1 protein-coding gene is annotated in these 554 nt (G+C 40.6%); it reads right to left on the bottom strand.

The window, feature by feature from the left end; translation table 11 throughout:
- Positions 1–554 (bottom strand): type I restriction enzyme subunit R domain-containing protein (locus B2X33_RS04975; RefSeq protein WP_414717805.1); only part of this gene is annotated, 554 nt, incomplete at both ends.

The raw sequence follows: 554 nt of genomic DNA on the forward strand, positions 1-554 counted from the left end.
ACAATATAGCCGTAAGTGTGCTTTCTGTAGGTTCTGTTTACGCGGGTAATCGCCTGCAAGAGTCCATGGTCTTTGAGCTTTCGTCCAAGATACAGACGCTTAAGGCGTGGAGCGTCAAAGCCTGTAAGAAGCATATTAAAAACAATAAGAACATCAATATCAGTTCCGCTTTTAAAAGTGTCTATGTAGTCTTGCTGCACATCTTTGTCATCGCTGTCATAAAGAATTAGCGCAGGCTTCATAGAGGACTTTTCTTTATCCTTTTCATTCAGTTCCATCTGAATTTCCATGAAATGCTCGTAAAGCGCCCTTGCCTGCTCGGAAGAATCGCAGATAATCATTCCGCCAACCTGCTCTCCGTCATCCTCATGGTAAAGATTTCTGAATTTCTTAAGGTCTGAAATAATATAGCGCAAAAGCTCCTTCACATATCTTGGATGGCTTTTTATGTCGATTATCTCGCGGGTTTTCTGATTTTTTGGAAGCTCGATTTTTTCAAGGTCTTCGTAGATTTCTTTAAGCCTGTTCTTATAAGAAGTTTCAATTTCTTCCCG

It is taken from the genome of Treponema sp. UBA785 (assembly GCF_002297065.1).
Taxonomy (GTDB): Bacteria; Spirochaetota; Spirochaetia; order Treponematales; family Treponemataceae; genus Treponema_D.